Raw genomic sequence first — 19,064 nt, forward strand, 5'->3', positions numbered from 1 at the left:
GCGCGGATTTGGGGTTTGCAGCCCGCGCACGCTACAATAGCGGGTTATCCAAAAATCCCTATCCGTCTTCGCCGCCCCGGCGCGAGGCGGTCCGCAAACCTGGCCCGGGAATTTCCCGGCTCATACAAAGGAGTCCGACATGGCTGAACGTAAGCGCGTGCGCCGCAACACCCTGGAGCGCCGCTGCCTGGGCAAGGCATTCAAGCGCCTTTTCGCGAACTCGCCCAAGGGCGTGTTCAAGATGCTGGAAAAGATCAAGCGCATGTAAGGCGCGGCTGCCGCCCGGCTTGCCGGGCGGGCCGCCTCGATGCGGCTTTCGCACCAGGCCCCAAGGCAGGCTCGCGCCGGCCTTGGGGTTTTTTCATGGCGGGTTCGATGGCTTCTTGCCTGCCCGTCCCGGCAGGCAGGCTGCGCCCGCGCCCGCTAGGCGGCCAGGCCGTCCAGCGCCGGCAGCACGTCGTCCGGCAGTTCGAGCCCGGCGGCCGCGACGTTTTCCCGCAGATGCGCAATGGAAGAGGTGCCGGGAATCAGCAGGATGTTGGGGGAGCGGCGCAGCAGCCACGCCAGCGCCACCTGCATCGGCGTGGCGCCGAGCCGCTGGGCCGCCGCCGACAAGGCCGACGATTGCAGCGGCGTGAAGCCGCCCAGCGGGAAGAACGGCACGTAGGCGATGCCGTCCCGGGCCAGCGCGTCGATCAAGGGATCGTCCTGGCGGTGCACGATGTTGTACAGGTTCTGCACGCAGACGATAGGCACCATGCTGCGGGCTTCGGCCACCTGCGCGGCCGTGACGTTGCTCAGGCCGATATGCCGCACGAGCCCTTGCCGCTGCAGTTCGGCCAGGACGGCCAGGGGCTGCTCGATGGAGCCTTCGGCCGGGCCGTGCGCCTGGAACATGATCCGCAGGTTGACCACGTCCAGGACGTCCAGCCCCAGGTTGCGCAGGTTGTCGTGCACAGCCTGGGTCAGCGCCTCGGCCGAAAAGGCGGGCAGCCAGGAGGCGTCCTCGCCGCGGCGGGCGCCGATCTTGGTGACGATGGTCAAGTCGTCCCGATAGGGGTGCAATGCCTCGCGGATGATCTGGTTGGTCACATGCGGGCCGTAGAAATCGCTGGTGTCGATATGGTCGATGCCCAGCTCGACGGCTTCGCGCAGCACCGCCAGCGCCGCGCCGCGGTCCCTGGGCGGGCCGAATACCCCGGGGCCGGCCAGCTGCATGGCGCCATAGCCCATTCGTTTCACGGCGCGCGCGCCCAGGGGGAACGTGCCGGTCTTGTCGATGCTTTGCATGTCTTTGCCTTGTTTGCGGGTTGAGTGCGGACAGTATATGAAGCATTATTCAGTTTTTGAATTCGCATTCCATGAGCACTCCGACGGCGGCCCTGAAGCCGCGAAAATCCCCGCGCCAGGCCCGTTCCGCAGCCACGGTGGAGGCCCTGCACACCGCAGCCGTTCAGGTTCTGACCCGCGAAGGCCTGGGCCGCTGCACGACGACCCGCGTCGCGGCGCGGGCCGGCATGTCGGTCGGCAGCCTCTACCAGTACTACCCGAACCGCGACGCCTTGCTTGCGGCGGTGCTGGCCCGGCACCTGGACGGCGTGGCCGGCGCGGTGGCCGAAGTGTGCCAGCAGAGCCGGGGCAGGCCGGCAGCCGAGATGGCCCGGGCCCTGGTCGCCTCCTTTCTCGACGCGAAGCTGCGCGACCCGCAGGAATCGAAGGCGCTCTACGCCGTGGCCGCGGAACGCGGCGGCGCCGAACTGGCCGCGCAGGCCGGCGCGCGCATGACCGGGGCGATCGCGGCGATGCTCGCGAGCGCGCCGGATGCGCGCTTCGCCGATCCCGCGGTGACGGCCGGCATCGCCTTCCGCGCCTTGGCCGGGCCGGTGCGGGCCGTGCTCGAAGGCACGGCGCCGCCCGGCTTCCAAGCCTGCCTGCAAGAGCAGCTTGCGCTGCTGCTGGGCGCGTATTTCACGGCCGGCCAAGGCCCCGCGCACACGCGGCCTGCCCGCGCGGCGGCAAAAAGGCCCCCACGCTGCGCCTTCGGCTGAACTGACTGCCCCCCCGGGGGGCCGTTTTTGCCTTGGGGCGGCCCGGCGGCAAAAAATGCCCCCACGCTGCGCCTTACGGCTTGCTGCCCCCCCGGGGGGGGCCGTTTTTGCCTTGGGGCGGCCCGGCGGCAAAAAAAGGCGGCAGGGAAGGTCTTTGATAACTGCGGGGACCTAAAGAATTAATCCCTCGGAAATCAATGGCCCGAGCCTGGTCAATACAATGGCGGGAAGCCGGCCAAGAGGAGACCACGCATCATGCAGAACGGCCCTTGCCTGTATCCAGGCTTCGAGACCCACGACATCCAGACCGGGCCCGGCGTGCGCATCCGCGTGCGCACCGGCGGCCAGGGGGCGCCGCTGCTGCTGCTGCATGGCCACCCGCAGACCCACGCCATGTGGCACAAGGTTGCGCCGGCGCTGGCCGGGCGCTTCGCGCTCGTGCTCGCGGACCTGCGCGGGTATGGCGATTCGTCCAGGCCGCCTGGCGACGCCGACCACGGCAACTACAGCAAGCGCGTCATGGCGCGCGACATGCTGCAGGTAATGCAGGCGCTCGGGCATGCCAGCTTCCATGTCCTGGCCCACGACCGCGGCGCCCGGGTCGCGCACCGCCTGGCGCTCGACCATCCACAGGCCGTCCGCCGGTTGGCGCTGCTGGATATCGCGCCGACGCTGGCCATGTACGAGCAGACCGGCGAGGCGTTCGCGCGCGCCTACTGGCACTGGTTCTTCCTCATCCAGCCCGCGCCGCTGCCGGAGCGCCTAATCGAGGCGGATCCGGCCGCCTACGTGCGCGACGTGATGGGCCGCCGCAGCGCGGGCCTGGCGCCGTTCGCGCCCGCCGCGCTTGCCGAATACGAGCGCGCGCTCGCGCTGCCCGGGACGGCGCACGGCATATGCGAGGACTATCGGGCCTCGGCCGGCATCGACCTCGATCACGACCGCGCCGACCGGGCAGGCGGCGTGCGGCTGCGCATGCCGCTGCTGGCCCTGTGGGGGCGCGACGGCGTGGTGCAGCGCTGCTTCGATCCGCTTTCGGAATGGCGCCGGGTCGCCGAGGACGTGCGCGGCGGCCCGCTGCCTTGCGGCCATTACATCGCGGAAGAGGCGCCCGAGGCGCTGCTGGCCGAGGTTCTCGCCTTTTTCCCGCGGGACTGAGCGGGCCCGGGTTCCGGGGCACCTGCGCCCCGGTCTCCGGGGGCAGGCGCGGGCGGGACGCTAGGCGCCGTCCAGTGCCAGCACAGGGTGCCGCAGATGCCAGTCGGTGGCCGACTGCAGCGCTTGGCCGATGCGCACCAGGCCGCTTTCGTCGCCCGGCTTGCCATAGAGCTGCACGCCCAGCGGCAGGCCCGCCTCGTCGAAGCCGGCCGGCAGCGCCAGGGCGCAGGCGCCCAGGAAATTCGCCGGCCGCGTATAGAGCGACAGGGCCGTGGAGGATTCGTCCAGGCCTTCGAGCGGGACCGCGGTGATCGGCAGGCCCGGCACCAGCAGCGCGTCGATGTCCTGCATCCATGCCTGCCACTGCGCGCAGGCGGCGCGGTGCGCGGCCTGCAGGCGCAGGTAGTCGCGCGCGGCCAGCGCCGCGCCGCCGAGCATGCGCTGGCGGACCGCCTCGCCCATCGGCGCGCCGCGGTCCTGGACCACCGCTTCGTACAGCGCATAGCCCTCGCAGGCGATGATCTGCCCCACCTGGTCGGTCATCTCGCGAAAGTCGAAGGGAAACTCCGGTTCGCAAAGCGTCGCGCCCAAGGCCTGCAGATGGGCGACGGTTTCCTGGTAGGCGCGCGCGAAGGCGGGCTGCAAGGCATAGGGATGGCGCGCGGCCGGCATGGTGGCCACCAGCACGCCGGCCAGCGGCAAGGCCGAGGGCACGGGCGCGGCCGGCGCGATGGCCGGCTGCGGCCGGTGCAGGGTGCGCGGGTCCAGCGGATCGGGCCCGGCCATCACGCCGGCCAGCAGCGCCGCATCCCAGGCCGAACGCGCCATGGGTCCCAGCGTGTCCAGCGTATGGCACAGGTCCACGCAGCCGGCCAGGCTGATGCGCCCGGCGCTGACCTTCAGGCCCGTGATGCCGTTGAGCATGGAGGGCGTGCGGATCGAGCCGCCGGTGTCCGAACCGATGGCCGCCGCGGCTAGGCCCGCGGCCACGGCCACGCCCGAGCCGCTGGACGAGCCGCCCGGCACGCGGTGCACGGCGCGGTCCCAAGGGTTCTTGGGCGTGCCCAGCAGCGGGTTCACGCCCCAGGCGCCGAAGGCGTATTCCACCATCTGGGTGCTGCCCAGCACCACCGCGCCGGCCTGCATCAGGCGCTGCAAGGCGGTGGCGGTGCTGCCGGCCGTCCGCCCGGCCAGGGTCCGGGAGCCCGCCGCCATCGGCTGGCCGGCCAGGCCGCACAGGTCCTTGACCGCGATGGGGATGCCGTCGAGCGGCCCGAGCGCCAGCCCCTGGCGCCGGCGCGCGTCGGCGCAGCGCGCCTGTGCCAGCGCCAGTTCGGGGTGGACCTGGGCGTAGGCCCTGAGCTCGCCATCGTGGCGCTCGATGCGCGCCAGGTAGGCGCGCGTCAGTTCCTCGGCGCCCAGCTGGCCTTGCGCGAGCAGCCCCGAAAGCTGTTCGATGGGAAGGAATACGACGTCGTCCATGCGGTTTCTCGTTGCGCGCATCGGCCATGCGGCCTTAGCGCTGGTTCCAGGCCGGGATGGGGTAGATGGGCTTGCCGGTGGCCACGTCGGCGGGATACAGGGGCACCATGCCCTTGCCGGGCTGCAGCTGCACCACCGGGAACGGCATCTGCAGCTGCTTGCCCTGTTCGTTGATTTCATAGGGCCCGGCCATCACTGTCAACTTGCCCGACAGATCCAGCGCGGCCTGCTTCATCCTGGCCGGATCGGTGGACTGGGCCTTCTTGATGATCTCCTCCGCCACCACGCCCGCGCCATAGGCCAGCGCGGTCTGGAAGTCGGGCGCGAATTCGGCTTTGGGGAACAGCCTGTCGTAGGCCTGGGCGAACTGCTCGCGGTTCATGCCGGCGTTGACCTGCCAGTTGATCGCCGGGTCGTAGTTGGTGTTGCTGAAGATGTAGTCGCCGTCCTTGCCGATGGCCTGGAACTGCGGCGTCGAGGCGTAGAACATGAACGTGAACGGGAAGTTGATGTTCAGCTGCTTCATCTGGCGGGCCATGCTGATCAGGTCGCCTTCGTACGAGGTGGGAAAGAACACGTCCGCCCCGGATGCGCGGACCTTCTGCAGCAAGGTGCTGAAGTCCTTCTGCCCCTTGGGGTAGCGCTCGTACAGCACCACTTCCATCCCGTTCTTCTTGGCCTGGTCGTTGCCGCCGGCCGCCAGCGCGGTGGGGAAGGGCTCGTCCGAATAGATGATGGCCACCTTCTTGCCGCCCAGCTGGCTGGCGTATTCCATCGGCAGGCGCAGCTGCAGCGAGGCGGGCATCTGGGTGCCCGAGACCACGTACTTGAAGCCCTGTTCGTAGAGCGGATCGCTGGAGGCCGACCACACCATCAGGAACTTGCCCAGCCGTTCGGTGACGGTGGCCGCCGCCGCGGTCAGGGTGGAGCCGAAGGGCGCGAACACCATGTCCACCTTCTCGTTGGTGATCAGGCCTTCGTAGACCCGGGTGACCATCTGCTTGTCGCTGCGGTCGTCGCGCTTGACCAGTTCGACCCGGCGCTTCTGTCCGTCGATCTCGATGCCGCCGCGCTGGTTGACCTCGTCGACCCAGACTTCGATGCCGCGCACGCCCGACTGGGAAGCCAGCGCGAAGGTGCCGGTGGACGAGACCGTCATGCCGATGCGCAGCGGCGGCGCCTCGGCCTGCGCCAGGGCTGGGGCAGCCGCCGTGGCGCCCAGCGCGATGGCTGCCAGTCGTAAAGCCAGTTTCCGGAAAATCGGGCGTTGCTCAAGCATGGTTGTCTCCCCGTTCGGATGGGTGGTTGGTATCGGCGGGCGGCGCGTGCCACTACTATTACGGCGCGGTACGGGTCCGCTGGCGAGTAGGATATACCAAAAAATTATAGGTTGCGTATGACGCGAAAACTGAATTTCAAGCAGATCGAGATGCTCTGGACCGTGGTGACTGCCGGCTCGATCAGCGCCGCGGCCAAGCAGCTGGACGTGACGCAGCCGGCCATCAGCCGCATGCTGGCGCAGACCGAGGCCCACGTGGGCGTCGAGCTGTTCGAGCGGGTGCGCGGGCGGCTGCGGCCGACCAAGGCGCTGAACGACCTGCTGCCCGAGATCGAGCGCGCGCAAAAGGCCTTGCAGCGCGTCAACGACATGACCCGCGCCATCGCCGATTCGCGCGGCGGCGTGCTGAAGGTGGCTTCCAATCCCAGCCTGAGCACGCATGTGATGCCGCGCGCGCTGGCCGCCTTCCGCGCCCGCCATCCCGAAACCTTCCTGCGGTTCCAGACCGAGACCACGATCCAGGAGATCGCCGAAAAGCTGCTCAGCGGCGAGGTCGACGCGGCGGTGCTGACCATCCCGGCCGAGCATCCCTTTCTTTCCAGCCAGGCCATCTGCGCCGGCCGGCTGGTGGCCGTGATCCCGGCCGACCAGCCGCTCGCGCGCCAGCGCGCCGTGTCGCTGCGGGCGCTGGCCGCGCTGCCGCAGATCGTCGTGGGCGAGCGCCTGCATTTCGGCATGCTGGCGGCCAATGCCTTCGCCCGCGCGGGCCTGTCGCCGCGCGTGTTCGCCGACGTGCCCACTTCCCACCTGGCCTGCGCCATGGCCAATACCGGCGTGGGCTACGCCATCGTCGACGAGTTCTCCGTGATGGAGAACATCTGGCCCAATCTGTGCGTGGTGCCGCTGGAGGAAGAGCTCTCCTTGCGCATGCTGCTGGTGCATGCCGTCGATCGGCCGCTGTCCGAGGTGGCCAAGCGTTTCGCCCAGGTGCTGCGCGGCCTGTACCGGACGGCGGACTGAGCGGCTGGTGCCTGCTTTTAAGGGTTTTTACTAGGAATAGTTAACTTGAATTTATAGGTCTGGCGGGCGCATACTGGCCGCTCTCAAAACAAGCGATCGTCCACGATCCCGGAGTGAGGCAGATGCAAAGCCACGCCAGCGACGCGGCCTACGCCAGCCAGCGTCAGCAAGACCAAAGCGTCGACCGCCTGCGGATCCGGCTGGCCGCGGGGCTGTTTGCCGCGCTGGTGGCCGTGCTGGCCCTGGTGCCGCTGGTCTCGGACAACGCCACCTTCGCGTTCTACCTGATGCTGTGGATCGCCATGGCCACGGGCATGAACATCTGCGTGGGCTTTACCGGCTACCTGCCTTTCGGCTATGTGGTGTTCTATGGCATCGGCGCCTATGCCACCGGCATCTGCTATCGCGTGCTGGGACTGCCCATCCTGCCGTCCCTGCTGGCCGCCGGCCTGGCGGGCATGCTGATCGCGCTGCTGATGGCGCCCACGCTGCGGCTCAAGGGCGTGTATTTCGGCATTGTCAGCCTGGGGCTGGCCACCATCGTCAGGCTGTTCATCGCCAACCTGCCCGATGCCTACACCGGCGGCAGCATGGGCCTGATCCTGGCCAGCGCCAACAATCCCACGCACAGCTTCTACGCCATGCTGGCGGTCATGGCCTTCGCCCTGGCCGCCGTGCTGTGGCTGTCGCGCTCGCGGCTGGGCCGGCAGCTGCGCGCCATCAAGGACGACGCGGGCGCGGCCGCCTGCGTGGGCATCAACGTGCCGCGCGTGCGGCTCAAGGCCTGGCTGCTGGCCGCGCTCATCCCGGCGCTGGCCGGCGGCGTCGAGGCCTGGTACACCAACGTGGTCGATCCCGAGTACGCCTTCCACGTGCTGGTCACCGCCAAGAGCATCATCTACGGCATGGCCGGGGGCTTTGGCACCATCCTCGGCCCCGTGGTGGGCACCATCGCGCTGTTCGGCATAGACCATGTCATCTGGGAGCGCTTCCCGCTGCTCAACCTGCTGCTGCTGGGACTGGTCATCATCGGGCTGATGCTGTTCCTGCCGCGCGGCGTGGTCGGCAGCCTGCTCAAGCACAAACCGCAGCTGCGCCGCTACATCGCCTGAGGAGACCGCCATGACTGCACTGCTGATCCAGGGCCTGGTCAACGGCCTGATCCTGGGCGCCATCTACGGCCTGATCGGCCTGGGATTGAACATCATCTACGGCGTGCTGCGCGTGGTGAATTTCGCGCATGGCGAATTCCTCGTGCTGGGGGCCTATTTCGCCTGGGTGATGCTGCAGTTCTTCGGCATCGATCCCTTCCTGGCGCTGCCGCTGGCCTTTGCCGCCTTCTTCGCGGTGGGCTGCCTGCTGTACTACCTGCTGGTGCCCAGGCTGGCGCGCTCGGACGACCCCGAAACCAGCTCGCTGCTGCTGATGTTCGGCGTCTCCATCTCGCTGGGCGCGGGCATGCTGCTGCTGTTCGAGGCCGACGCGCGCAGCCTGGACGTTTCCTTCGAGCCGGTGTTTCTCACCTTCGGCGAGGTCATCCTGCCCACCATCCGGCTGATCGCGCTGGGCGTGGCGCTGCTGCTGGTGGCGGCGCTGACGGGTTTTCTGTACCGCACCCAGCTGGGCAAGGCGCTGCGAGCCATCATCATGAACCGCGATGCGGTCAGCATCGTGGGCATCAATGCGCAGCGGCTGTCCGCCGTGGCCTTCGGGCTGGGCATCGGGCTGGCCGCGGCCACCGGCGTCATCGTCGGCATGGTCTTTCCGTCCTTCAGCCCCTTCATGGGCAACGACTACACGCTGATCGGCTTCGTGGTGATCGTGCTGGGCGGGCTGGGACACCCCATCGGCGCCCTGGTCGGCGCGCTGCTCTACGGCGTGACCGAGCAGGTGGCGGTGGTCTACATGAACCCGTCCATGGCCACGGCGCTGGGTTTCTCCCTGATGATCGCCATGATTTTCATCCGTCCGTCGGGCCTGATGGGCCAGCGCCAACTGAGCTGATAGGGGAGGGGCGATGCTGGCGGTACGCAATCTGAAAAAGCGCTTCGGCGGCCTGCAGGCGCTGCGGGGCATAGACCTGGACGTGCCCGAGCGCGCCATCCTGGGCGTGATCGGCATGAACGGCTCGGGCAAGACCACGCTGCTGAACTGCATCAATGGCATCTACCGCGCCGACTCGGGCAGCATCGCGCTGCAGGGCCAGCCGCTGATCGGGCGCGCGGTGCACCAGATCGCCGCGCTGGGCATCGGCCGCACTTTCCAGGTGCCGCGGGTGTTCCAGCGCATGACGCTGATGGAGAACATGGACGTGGCCCAGGCCAGCGCCGCGGCCAGCCAGGTCGAGCGCGACGACATGTCGGCCTATTGGCTGGACAAGGTGGGGCTGCTGCGGCTGCGGCACAACTACGCGGAAGAACTGTCCGGCGGCCAGCAGAAGCTGGTGGAGCTGGCCCGCATCATGGTGGCGCGGCCCCGCCTGATCCTGCTGGACGAGCCCTTTGCGGGCGTCAATCCCGAGCTGGCCCGCAAGCTCATCGCACTGATCGCCGAGATACCCGTCGAGCACGGCTGCTCGGTGGTGCTGGTCTCGCACGACCTGACTTCGATCTACCAGCTTTCGCACCACATCATCGTGATGAACGAGGGCGCCATCCTCACGCAGGGCGACGCCCAGGCCGTGCGGTCCGATCCGGCGGTCATCGAAGCCTACCTGGGAGCCTAGCCGCATGGACGCCGTCCTGAGCCTGAACGAGGCGACCGTGGCCTATCACGGCGACATCACCATCCTGAACCGCGTCAGCATCGCCGCGCGCAAGGGGTGCATCACCGGCATCATCGGCCCCAACGGCGCGGGCAAGTCCACGGTGCTCAAGACGCTGTTCGGCTTTCTGCCGCTGCGCCACGGCAGCATCGTGCTCGGCGGCCAGGACATCAGCCGCGAGCCGGCCAGCCGGCGCGCCGGGCGGGGCATGGCCTACGTGCCGCAAAGCCGCAGCCTGTTCGCCGACCTGTCGGTCGAGGACAACCTGCTGCTGGGCTGCTGGCCGTTCCGCAAGGACCGCGCGCGCGTGCGCCGGCGCATCGACGCGGTCTACAGCCGCTTTCCCATCCTGGCCGAAAAGCGCCGCGACCCGGTCTCGAGCATGAGCGGCGGGCAGCAGCGTTTCGTGGAATTCGGCCGGGCCCTGCTGATCGAGCCTTCGGTGATCCTGCTCGACGAGCCCACGGCCATGCTCGCGCCCCGGATATCCAAGGAGATCTATGCCCTGGTGCGCGGCCTGGCCGACGAGGGCATGACGGTGGTGCTGGTGGACCAGAACGTGCGCCGCTGCGCCGAGATCGCCGATCACCTGTACATACTCGAACTGGGGCGCAACAAGGCCGAGGGAGACCGCCAGGCCTTCGAGCAGGGCGCCGGCCTGCGCGACATGGTCGCCACCTGGATGGACTACCGCATCGACTGAGCGCAGCCGCGCTGCATCCTGAAACAGCTGCGACGCGCGCGCAACGCCGCTGGGAGGCGGCCAGGCTTATACTCGTGCGGCCTCCATCCGCAAGGGCAGCGCCATGGCCGATCATGCGCACGTCTTTACCGTCTTTACCGCCACCTACAACCGCGCCCACACGCTGCGGCGGGTGTACGACAGCCTTTTTGCGCAGACCTTCCGCGATTTCGAATGGGTGGTGGTGGACGACGGCTCCACCGACGATACCGAGGCGCTGGTCCAGGCCTGGGCGGCCCAGGCGCCGTTCCCGGTCCGCTTCTTCCGCCAGGCGCACCGCCACAAGAAGGCCGCCTTCAACCTGGGCGTGCGGCAGGCCCGCGCAGAGCTGTTCCTGGCCCTGGACAGCGACGACAGCATGCCGCCGGACGCGCTGGCCATCCTGCACCAGGCCTGGCTGGACATCCCCGCCGAACGGCGGGGCCAATACGCCTCGGTCACCGGCCTGTGCGCCCGGCCCGACGGCACCATCGTGGGCGACCGCTATCCGCGGGACGTGATGGACAGCACGCCGGTCGAGGCGTATTTCGGCATGGACGTGCGCGGCGAGAAATTCGGCTTTACCCGCACCGAGCTGTTGGCGCGCTTTCCCTTTCCCGAGCACATCGAAGGCTTCGTGCCCGAAAGCGTGGTGTGGTGGGCCATTGCGCGGGCGGGCTACCGCTCGCGCTTCATCAACCGCGTGGTGCGCCATTACGAGGACTCGGCCGACTCCATCTCGCGCGCCCCGGTGCGCGACACCGCGCCCGGGCTGTACCTGCTTGCTCACGAGATGCTGTCGCACCACTTGCGCTATTTCGTGCGCCGCCCCACGACCTTCCTGCTGGCGGCCGCGCGCCACGTGCGCTTCGGCCTGCACCTGGGCCGCGAAGGCCGCCGGGCCGCCTGCCCGCAAGGCTTGCGCAAGCCGGGCGCCATCCTGCTGTGCACCGTCATGGCGCCGCTGGGCGGGTTCCTGTACCTGCGCGATCGCTATCGCGGGGCATGACGACCCCGTCCCCGAAAGCCTCGTGTAAGCCTCGTGCCCATTGATTGACGCCATTGTGACAGTTGCGGCACTATCGCCGTCACGCCGCATTCAGCTGGCTGTCATACAGGAGTTTCTCCATGCGTCGCACCTTTATTGCAGCCGCTATCGCGGCCACGATGGCCCTCCCCACGGTGGGCCACGCCAAGACCCTACGCTGGGCCAGCCAAGGCGACATCCTTACCCTGGATCCGCACGCGCAAAACGAAGGGCTCAACATCGCCGCCTCCAGCTACGTGTACGAGCCGCTGGTGCAATACAACCCCGACTTCGAGATCTCGCCGGGCCTGGCGACAGCCTGGGAGCAGGTCGAGCCCACCGTGTGGCGCTTCACGCTGCGCCAAGGGGTCAAGTTCCACGACGGCTCGGATTTCGATGCGCAGGACGTGGTGTTCTCCATCAAGCGCGCCATGGCGCCCACTTCGCACTTCAAGGCCTACGTCAACGGCATCGAGGACGTGCGGGCGGTCGATGCCCATACCGTCGAGATCATCACCGGCGGACCGAACCCGGTGCTGCTGCGCCAGCTGACCAACGTGTTCATCATGGACCAGGGCTGGGCCGAGAAGCACAACGCCGCCGCCCCGCAGGACTTCTCCAAGAACGAGGAAACCTACGCGGCGCGCAATGCCAACGGCACCGGGCCCTACCAGCTCAAGAGCCGCGAAGTGGACGTGCGCACCGTGTTCGTCGAGAACCCCGGCTGGTGGAACAAGGCCGACAAGAAGGGCAACGTGACCGAGGTCATCTACACCCCGATCCGCCAGGCCGCCACCCGCACCGCCGCGCTGCTTTCGGGCGAGATCGACTTCGTGCTCGATCCTCCCGCCCAGGACCTGCAGCGCCTGCAGCAGCAGGTCAAGGTGGTCGAGGGCAACGAATACCGCACCATCTACCTGGGGCTGGACCAGGGCAGCAAGGAGCTGAAGTACTCCACCATCAAGGGCAAGAACCCCTTTGCCGACGTGCGCGTGCGCGAAGCGCTGTACCGCGCCATCGACGTCGAGGCGATCAAGAAGGCGGTGATGCGCGGCCTGTCGGCGCCCACCGGCACCATGATCGCCCCGCAGGTCCAGGGCTGGACCAAGGAGCTGGCCCAGCGCGTGCCCTACGATCCGGAGCGCGCCCGCGAACTGCTCAAGGAAGCCGGCTACGCCGAGGGCCTGAACTTCACGCTGGACTGCCCCAACAACCGCTACATCAACGACGAGGCCATCTGCCAGGCGGTCGTGGCGATGTGGGCGCGCGTGGGCGTGCAGGCCCGCCTGAACGCCATGCCGCGCGCCACCTATTTCCCCAAGGTGCAGTCCTTCGACACCAGCGCCTACCTGTTCGGCTGGGGCGTGCCCACCTTCGATGCGCTGTACACGCTGCAAAGCCTGATCCGCAGCAAGAACGAAGGCGCCGACGGCTCGTTCAACTTCGGCTACTACCAGAACGACGAGGTCGACAAGCTGATCGACCAGGTCAAGGTGGAAACCGACGAAGCCAAGCGCAATGCGGCCATCCATCGGGCCCTGCAGATCCATGCGCAGGAGTTCGGCCATATCCCGCTGCACGACCAGGTGATTCCCTGGGCGATGAAGAAAAACGTCAACGTCATCCACCGCGCCGACAACCGCCTGTCGGTCGAGTGGGTCACGATCGACTGATCCCGTCGCTACCTGACGCCGGCGCGCGCCCGTCCACGAGGCAGGCGCGCGCCTCGTTTTCAGAAGCGCTGCAACGCGCCCGGGCCATTCGCCCGGGCATGGACACGGGGCCACCTGCCCACGGTCCCCGTGCATAGGTAGAGACACATGCTTGCTTTCATCATCCGACGCCTGGCGCAGGCCGTCGCCGTCATGCTGACGGTGGCCCTGCTGGCGTTCATGCTTTTTCGCTACGTCGGCGATCCGGTCACCATCATGCTGGGCCAGGACGCCACCGAACAGGACCGCATCGAGCTTCGGCAGTCGCTGGGCCTGGACCAGCCGGCGCCGGTGCAGTTCGTGCGCTTCGTGCAGAACGCGGTGCAAGGCGACTTCGGCCTGTCGCTGCGGCAGGCGCAGCCTGTTTCCTCGCTGCTTGCCGAAAGGCTGCCCGCCACGGTCGAGCTGTCCCTGGCCGCCGCCGCGCTGGCCCTGGTCGTGGGCGTACCGTTGGGGGTGTATACGGCGCTGCGGCGGCGGGGCTGGCTGGCCCAATCGCTGCTGGCCCTGTCGCTGCTGGGCGTTTCCCTGCCCACTTTCCTGATCGGCATCCTGCTGATCCTGGTGTTTTCGGTGCAGCTGGGCTGGCTGCCCAGCTATGGGCGCGGCGAGACCGTGCGCATCGGCGGCTGGACCACCGGGCTGCTGACCGCCAGCGGCTGGAAGCACCTGATCCTGCCGGCCATCACGCTGTCGCTGTTCCAGCTCACCCTCATCATGCGGCTGGTGCGCTCCGAGATGCTCGAGGTGCTGCGCACCGACTACATCAAGTTCGCCCACGCCCGGGGCCTGAGCAAGCGCGCCATCCACTTCGGCCACGCGCTCAAGAACACCCTGGTGCCGGTCATCACCATCACGGGGCTGCAGCTGGGCGGCATCATCGCCTTCGCCATCGTCACCGAGACGGTGTTCCAGTGGCCGGGCATGGGGCTGCTGTTCATCCAGGCCGTGCAGTTCGCCGACGTGCCGGTCATGGCGGCGTACCTGTGCCTGATCGCCCTGGTGTTCGTGGTCATCAACCTCGTGGTCGACCTGCTGTATTTCGCGGTGGACCCCAGGCTGCGGCTGGGCCGCGCGGGAGGCCACTGATGAAAGCCGTGCTCATACGCTGGTGGGACAGCGACCTGATGTGGTCCTGGCGCCATACGCCGGTGGCCGTGGCCGCCACCGTGATGTTCGTCCTGATGATGGTCGGGGCCTTCGGCGCGGGCTGGGTGGCGCCGCACAATCCCTTCGACCTGGCCACGGTCAACCTGATCGACGCCTTGCTGCCGCCGGCCTGGCTGGAGGGCGGCACGCCCGACTACCTGCTGGGCACCGACAGCCAGGGCCGCGACCTTTACTCGGCGCTGCTCTACGGCACGCGCGTGTCGCTGCTGATCGGCCTGGCCTCGGTGGCGCTGTCCATGCTGATCGGCATCGGCCTGGGCCTGCTGTCGGGGTATGCCGGCGGCCGGGTGGACGCCTTCATCATGCGCGTGGCCGACGTGCAGCTGTCCTTTCCCGCCATCCTGATCGCGCTCCTGATCGACGGCGTGGCGCGGGCGGTGGTGTCGGCCGGCGACCATGACGTGATCGCCTTCCCCGTGCTGGTGGGCGCCATCGCGCTGGCCGGCTGGCCGCAATACGCGCGCACGGTGCGCGGCTCGACCCTGGTCGAGAAGAACCGCGAGTACGTGCAGGCCGCGCGCGTCATCGGCATTTCCTCGGGGGCGATCATGTTCCGCCACGTGCTGCCCAACGTCATGGGACCGGTGCTGGTGCTGGCCACGGTGCACCTGGCGACCGCCATCATTACCGAGGCCACCTTGTCCTTCCTGGGGGTGGGCGTGCCGCCGACCTCGCCCTCGCTGGGCACGCTGATCCGCGTCGGCAACGATTTCCTGTTCTCCGGAGAATGGTGGATCACCATATTCCCCGGCCTGGCGCTGGTGCTGCTGGTGCTGTCGGTCAACCTGCTGGGCGATTGGCTGCGCGACGCCCTGAACCCCAGGCTGAGCTAGCCCACAGAAGGAGCGACCCATGAGTCCCTTGCTTGAGGTCCGCAATCTGCGGGTCGAATTTCCCACGCGCCGGGGCGTGCTGCGCGCCCTGGACGACGTGTCCTTTTCCATTTCCGCCGGCGAGGTGCTGGGCGTGGTGGGCGAATCCGGGGCGGGCAAGTCCCTGACCGGCGCATCCATCATTGGCCTGCTCGAGCCGCCCGGACGCATCGGCGCCGGCCAGATCCTGCTCGAAGGCAAGCGCATCGACAACCTGCCGCCCGAGGCCATGCGCCGCGTGCGCGGCCGGCAGATCGGCGCGATCTTCCAGGATCCGCTGACCTCGCTCAATCCGTTGTACACGGTGGGCCGGCAGCTGACCGAAACCATCGTCACGCACCTGCCCATGAGCTGGTCGCAGGCGCGCACGCGCGCCATCGAGCTGCTGGCGTCCACCGGCATCCCCGCCGCGCGCGAGCGCATCGACCACTATCCGCACCAGTTCTCCGGCGGCATGCGCCAACGCGTGGTGATCGCCCTGGCGCTGGCGGCCGAGCCGCGGCTCATCGTGGCCGACGAACCGACCACCGCGCTGGACGTATCCATCCAGGCGCAGATCATCGACCTGCTCAAGAAGCTGTGCCGCGAGCAGGGCACGGCGGTGATGCTGATCACGCACGACATGGGGGTGATCGCCGAGACGGCAGACCGCGTGGCGGTGATGTACGCCGGCCGGGTGGCCGAGATCGGGCCGGTGGCCCAGGTCATCCACGCGCCCGCGCATCCCTACACGCGCGGCCTGATGGGCTCCATTCCGACGCTGGACGGGCATGCCGAGCGGCTGGTGCAGATCGACGGCAGCATGCCGCGCCTGACCGCCATACCGCCGGGCTGCGCCTTCAATCCGCGCTGTCCGGCGCGCATGGACCGCTGCGTGCGCGAGCGCCCCGAGCTGCTGCCGGCCGGCGCCTCGCACGCGGCCTGTTGGCTGCACGACCAGCACCGGGAGGCAGCATGAACGCGCCGGACCTTTCCACGCGCGCAGACCGGAGCGCGCCGCACGAAGGCAGTCCGGGGGCCGGGCAATCCCAAGCCCTGGTCCGGGTGGACGATGCCGCGCGCTGGTTCGATGTCTCGCCGCCCTGGCTCGAGCGCGTCCTGGGCCGCAAGCCGCGCGTGATGCTGCGCGCCGTCGACGGCGTGTCGTTCACCATCCGCAAGGGCGAGACCCTGGCGCTGGTGGGCGAGTCCGGCTGCGGCAAGTCCACCATGGCGCGCCTGCTGGTGGGCCTGTACGGCCTGACGCGCGGCGCCATCCGCTTCGACGGCCAGCCGCTTGCGCAGATGAGCGGCCCGGCCGGGCGCGCCTTGCGGCGGCGCCTGCAGATGATCTTCCAGGATCCCTATGCCAGCCTGAATCCGCGCTGGCGGGTGGGCCGCATCATCGCCGAGCCGCTGCGGGCGCACACCGACATGACGCCGGCCCAGCAGCGCGAGCGGGTGGACGAGCTGCTGCGCCAGGTGGGCCTGGACCCGGCCGACCGCAACCGCTATCCGCACCAGTTCTCGGGCGGGCAGCGCCAGCGCATCTCCATCGCGCGGGCCCTGGCCGCCAAGCCCGAGTTCCTGGTGTGCGACGAGCCGACCTCGGCGCTGGACGTTTCGGTGCAGGCGCAGGTGCTGAACCTGATGAAGGACCTGCAGCGCGAGCTCGGACTGACCTACCTGTTCATCTCGCACAACCTGGCGGTGGTGCATCACGTGGCCGACCGGGTAGGGGTGATGTACCTGGGGCGCCTGGTCGAGATCGCGCCGCGCGACGAGCTGTTCGCCCGGCCGCGCCACCCCTACACGCGCATGCTGCTCTCGGCCATCCCGGACATGAGCGGCACGGGCCGGCGGCGCATTCCGGTGGCCGGCGAAGTGCCCAATCCGCTCAATCCGCCCCCGGGCTGTACCTTCCATCCCCGTTGTCCGCATGCGCGCGAGCTTTGCAAGCGCGAGGCGCCCGCCAACCTGCCGGACGGGCCGGCCGAGGTGGCGTGCCACGGCGTGGCGCAAGGCTGGGAGGATGTGGTGGGGCCGGCGCAGCCGGCGCGCTGAGCCGGTACCGGCGCCATGCGCCGCAGACAGGCCGCGGCGCATGGCGCCGGCCGGGAGGCTAGCGGGCGCGCCGCTCCGGGACGAAGCTGGGCTCGTCGTCGTCCTCGGCTTCGTCCTGCTCGCCGGCGGGCTCGTCATCGGCGATCACGAACGGCAGCAGTTCCACCAGATGGTCGGACCAGCCGCATTCCTCGCCTTCGTGATCGAGCTTGGTGTAGCGCCGCCCCTCTTCGGGGCACAGCTGTATGCCCCACAGGAAGCGGCAGTCGTAGACGTCCTCGGGGGCGGGCGTCAGGCCGCCCTTGTTGCCCACCCAGCGCGCGTCGGGCCCGCCCATCTGGATGCGGACATCTTCGTCGGCCGGCGAGCCTTGGTCGGACAGCGGCACGGCAAAGGCCACCCACTCGTGGCCGTTTTCCGCCGTATCCACTTCGGCCAGTATCGGCTGGCCAAGATAGGCAGTGAGCGCGTCCGCCGTTTTACCTAGCATGACGAGTTCGTCTTCGGTGAACACGCACGGGGCTTCCGCTGGGTCGGAGGGTAGAGGCATGGTCGGTCCTGTTGTGCTTCGGGACGGGTGGCATTCGCGCCATACGCAGGGCTCATGCCGCCGGCCGCATCTGGCCGGATGATGATGCCACCGGCTTGCAAGGCAGGTTCTGCTTCCCCTTGGTGCAAGCATAGCTTGACAGCGTACCGGTGCAAAGTCCGCCGGCCCGCCGGGGCTTGCCGGCGCGGGCGCCGACAGGCGCGTTAAGATGCTGGCCTGCGTTCCACATCCGGGTCCTTTCGCACCATGCCTGCCGCGCCTGCCGTACGACCTCAGTATTTCCTGCTGCCGCTGGGCTCGGTCCTCATGTGGTCCGGTAACATGGTCGTCACGAAAATGTCGGCCAGCGTCATTTCACCTGTGACTATCGGTTTCTACCGCTGGCTGATCGCCGGCCTGGCGCTCACGCCCTTCCTGGCCTACGGCGTATGGCGCGAGCGGCACCGCATCCGCCCCCACCTGGGCAAGCTGGCGGTGCTCGGCGCGCTGGGCATGGCGGTCTACCAGGGGCTGATGTACTTCGCGGCCGCCCATACGTCGGCCACCAACATGGCGTTCATCACCTCGCTGGTGCCGCTGCTGACCATCGCCGTGAGCGCCGCGCTGATGCAGGAAAGCCCGCCGCGCCTGGCGGTGCTCGGCGGGCTGCTGTCGCTGGCGGGCATCTCGGTGCTGGTCAGCCACGGCCGGCCCGCCATGCTGCTGGAGGCCGGGGTGAACCGCGGCGACGTATTGATCTTCCTGGCCGCGCTGGGCTATGCCGTCTATGGCGTGCTGGTGCGCAAGTGGGCCATCCCGCTTTCGGCCTGGCATTCGCTGTACGTGCAGATCGGCTTCGGCCTGCTGGTGCAGCTGCCGGCCTTCCTGTACCTGCCGGCCACGCCGCTGGACGCCGCCAACCTGCCGCTGGTGCTCTATGCGGCCCTGCTGCCCTCGATCTTCGCGCCGTATCTGTGGCTGCGCGCCATCGACGTGCTCGGCGCGTCGCGCGCCAGCATCTTCGTGAACCTGACGCCGGTATTTACCATCGTCATCGCGGCGCTGCTGCTGGCCGAGCCGGTCGAGTCCTATCACCTGGCCGGCGGCGCCATCGTGCTGACCGGCGTCATGCTGGCGCAATGGCGGCCCGGCGCGCGGCGGCCCGCGCGCGGGGCGTAGCCCCGGCGCCCAAGCGGGGGCTGGGTACAATGCCCGTTTGGCCCAAACTCGCCTCGTCGA

At 68.7% G+C, this 19,064-nt stretch carries 19 protein-coding genes; 15 read left to right on the forward strand and 4 right to left on the reverse strand.

Features of this window, described 5'->3' with window-relative positions; all coding sequences use genetic code 11:
- Positions 1 to 139: 139 nt before the first annotated feature.
- On the forward strand, positions 140 to 268 hold the full coding sequence (locus V8Z80_RS14805; RefSeq protein WP_336062533.1) for a hypothetical protein: 129 nt from the start codon (positions 140 to 142) through the stop codon (positions 266 to 268).
- 155 nt (positions 269 to 423) lie between these two features.
- Here the strand turns inward: V8Z80_RS14805 and V8Z80_RS14810 are convergent, their stop codons facing one another.
- The gene (locus tag V8Z80_RS14810) at positions 424 to 1,290 is read right to left on the reverse strand and encodes an aldo/keto reductase family oxidoreductase (protein WP_336062534.1); all 867 of its coding nucleotides are present in this window, start codon (positions 1,288 to 1,290) and stop codon (positions 424 to 426) included.
- Positions 1,291 to 1,361: 71 nt separating this feature from the next.
- Between V8Z80_RS14810 and V8Z80_RS14815 the strand changes: the two genes are divergently transcribed.
- Together V8Z80_RS14815 and V8Z80_RS14820 are read left to right on the forward strand one after the other, a co-directional pair.
- Positions 1,362 to 2,048: a TetR/AcrR family transcriptional regulator gene (locus tag V8Z80_RS14815; protein ID WP_336062535.1), complete on the forward strand. Its 687-nt coding sequence runs from the start codon at positions 1,362 to 1,364 to the stop codon at positions 2,046 to 2,048.
- Between the two features lie 255 nt (positions 2,049 to 2,303).
- Positions 2,304 to 3,206, forward strand: coding sequence for an alpha/beta fold hydrolase (locus tag V8Z80_RS14820; protein WP_336062536.1), 903 nt, complete (start codon positions 2,304 to 2,306; stop codon positions 3,204 to 3,206).
- Positions 3,207 to 3,266: 60 nt separating this feature from the next.
- Here V8Z80_RS14820 and V8Z80_RS14825 read toward each other — a convergent pair whose 3' ends face one another.
- Together V8Z80_RS14825 and V8Z80_RS14830 are read right to left on the reverse strand one after the other, a co-directional pair.
- On the reverse strand, positions 3,267 to 4,688 hold the full coding sequence (locus tag V8Z80_RS14825) for an amidase (protein WP_336062537.1): 1,422 nt from the start codon (positions 4,686 to 4,688) through the stop codon (positions 3,267 to 3,269).
- Between the two features lie 34 nt (positions 4,689 to 4,722).
- Positions 4,723 to 5,949, reverse strand: coding sequence for an amino acid ABC transporter substrate-binding protein (locus V8Z80_RS14830; RefSeq protein WP_336062571.1), 1,227 nt, complete (start codon positions 5,947 to 5,949; stop codon positions 4,723 to 4,725).
- A gap of 135 nt (positions 5,950 to 6,084) precedes the next feature.
- Here V8Z80_RS14830 and V8Z80_RS14835 point away from each other — a divergent pair, with 135 nt between their 5' ends.
- From V8Z80_RS14835 to V8Z80_RS14885, 11 genes are all read left to right on the forward strand, one after another.
- On the forward strand, positions 6,085 to 6,987 hold the full coding sequence (locus V8Z80_RS14835) for a LysR substrate-binding domain-containing protein (protein ID WP_155196542.1): 903 nt from the start codon (positions 6,085 to 6,087) through the stop codon (positions 6,985 to 6,987).
- Positions 6,988 to 7,109: 122 nt separating this feature from the next.
- Positions 7,110 to 8,099 (forward strand): branched-chain amino acid ABC transporter permease, encoded by a 990-nt coding sequence (locus tag V8Z80_RS14840; protein ID WP_155196541.1) that lies wholly within the window; start codon positions 7,110 to 7,112, stop codon positions 8,097 to 8,099.
- A 10-nt stretch (positions 8,100 to 8,109) separates the two neighbouring features.
- Positions 8,110 to 8,991: a branched-chain amino acid ABC transporter permease gene (locus V8Z80_RS14845; protein WP_336062538.1), complete on the forward strand. Its 882-nt coding sequence runs from the start codon at positions 8,110 to 8,112 to the stop codon at positions 8,989 to 8,991.
- A 13-nt stretch (positions 8,992 to 9,004) separates the two neighbouring features.
- A complete protein-coding gene (locus V8Z80_RS14850; RefSeq protein WP_336062539.1) occupies positions 9,005 to 9,712 on the forward strand; it encodes an ABC transporter ATP-binding protein in 708 nt (235 codons plus the stop codon).
- A gap of 4 nt (positions 9,713 to 9,716) precedes the next feature.
- The gene (locus tag V8Z80_RS14855) at positions 9,717 to 10,454 is read left to right on the forward strand and encodes a branched-chain amino acid ABC transporter ATP-binding protein (protein ID WP_336062540.1); all 738 of its coding nucleotides are present in this window, start codon (positions 9,717 to 9,719) and stop codon (positions 10,452 to 10,454) included.
- Positions 10,455 to 10,557: 103 nt separating this feature from the next.
- Positions 10,558 to 11,481 carry a glycosyltransferase family 2 protein gene (locus V8Z80_RS14860; RefSeq protein ID WP_336062541.1) on the forward strand — a complete coding sequence of 308 codons (924 nt, stop codon included), beginning with the start codon at positions 10,558 to 10,560 and terminating at the stop codon, positions 11,479 to 11,481.
- A gap of 119 nt (positions 11,482 to 11,600) precedes the next feature.
- Positions 11,601 to 13,172 (forward strand): ABC transporter substrate-binding protein, encoded by a 1,572-nt coding sequence (locus V8Z80_RS14865; RefSeq protein WP_155196536.1) that lies wholly within the window; start codon positions 11,601 to 11,603, stop codon positions 13,170 to 13,172.
- A 147-nt stretch (positions 13,173 to 13,319) separates the two neighbouring features.
- On the forward strand, positions 13,320 to 14,300 hold the full coding sequence (locus V8Z80_RS14870) for an ABC transporter permease (protein ID WP_155196535.1): 981 nt from the start codon (positions 13,320 to 13,322) through the stop codon (positions 14,298 to 14,300).
- Positions 14,300 to 15,214 carry an ABC transporter permease gene (locus V8Z80_RS14875; protein ID WP_155196534.1) on the forward strand — a complete coding sequence of 305 codons (915 nt, stop codon included), beginning with the start codon at positions 14,300 to 14,302 and terminating at the stop codon, positions 15,212 to 15,214. Before V8Z80_RS14870 ends, V8Z80_RS14875 begins: the two co-directional genes overlap by 1 nt.
- Positions 15,215 to 15,233: 19 nt before the next feature.
- Complete coding sequence (locus V8Z80_RS14880) at positions 15,234 to 16,211, forward strand: ABC transporter ATP-binding protein (RefSeq protein ID WP_155196533.1); 978 nt, start codon at positions 15,234 to 15,236, stop codon at positions 16,209 to 16,211.
- On the forward strand, positions 16,208 to 17,296 hold the full coding sequence (locus tag V8Z80_RS14885; RefSeq protein ID WP_336062542.1) for an ABC transporter ATP-binding protein: 1,089 nt from the start codon (positions 16,208 to 16,210) through the stop codon (positions 17,294 to 17,296). Before V8Z80_RS14880 ends, V8Z80_RS14885 begins: the two co-directional genes overlap by 4 nt.
- Before the next feature lie 58 nt (positions 17,297 to 17,354).
- Here the strand turns inward: V8Z80_RS14885 and V8Z80_RS14890 are convergent, their stop codons facing one another.
- On the reverse strand, positions 17,355 to 17,810 hold the full coding sequence (locus V8Z80_RS14890) for a hypothetical protein (protein ID WP_336062543.1): 456 nt from the start codon (positions 17,808 to 17,810) through the stop codon (positions 17,355 to 17,357).
- Positions 17,811 to 18,092: 282 nt separating this feature from the next.
- Here V8Z80_RS14890 and V8Z80_RS14895 point away from each other — a divergent pair, with 282 nt between their 5' ends.
- Positions 18,093 to 19,004, forward strand: coding sequence for a DMT family transporter (locus V8Z80_RS14895; protein ID WP_155196530.1), 912 nt, complete (start codon positions 18,093 to 18,095; stop codon positions 19,002 to 19,004).
- Positions 19,005 to 19,064 lie beyond the last annotated feature (60 nt).

The organism is Orrella sp. JC864 (genome assembly GCF_037026685.1).
GTDB lineage: Bacteria > Pseudomonadota > Gammaproteobacteria > Burkholderiales > Burkholderiaceae_B > Orrella.